The 296-nt window shown below is 56.4% G+C and carries 3 tRNA genes; all 3 read left to right on the top strand.

Annotation, left to right across the window (positions count from 1 at the left end):
- The first annotated feature begins 12 nt into the window (after nt 1-12).
- The 3 genes from C2M35_RS15330 (at nt 13) to C2M35_RS15320 (ending at nt 284) form a co-directional block, all read left to right on the top strand.
- A tRNA-Asn gene (locus C2M35_RS15330) sits at nt 13-89 on the top strand.
- 22 nt (nt 90-111) lie between these two features.
- Nucleotides 112-188: transfer RNA gene (locus C2M35_RS15325), tRNA-Asn, on the top strand.
- A 19-nt stretch (nt 189-207) separates the two neighbouring features.
- Nucleotides 208-284, top strand: a tRNA-Asn gene (locus C2M35_RS15320).
- Nucleotides 285-296 lie beyond the last annotated feature (12 nt).

Below are 296 nucleotides of genomic sequence, written 5' to 3'. Positions count from 1 at the left end.
GAGACAGGCGCTTCCCCCTTAGCTCAGTTGGTTAGAGCGACGGACTGTTAATCCGCAGGTCCCCCGTTCGAGTCGGGGAGGGGGAGCCAATATCTTTCAACACTAGGTTGTTCCCCCTTAGCTCAGTTGGTTAGAGCGACGGACTGTTAATCCGCAGGTCCCCCGTTCGAGTCGGGGAGGGGGAGCCACATCCTAGTATTATTTTGTTCCCCCTTAGCTCAGTTGGTTAGAGCGACGGACTGTTAATCCGCAGGTCCCCCGTTCGAGTCGGGGAGGGGGAGCCAAAATAACTCCTA

This window comes from Pseudoalteromonas sp. T1lg76 (genome assembly GCF_002964725.1).
GTDB lineage: Bacteria > Pseudomonadota > Gammaproteobacteria > Enterobacterales > Alteromonadaceae > Pseudoalteromonas.
Note: the sequence above shows the minus strand (reverse complement) of the source record. Positions and strands in the feature narration are given on the sequence as shown.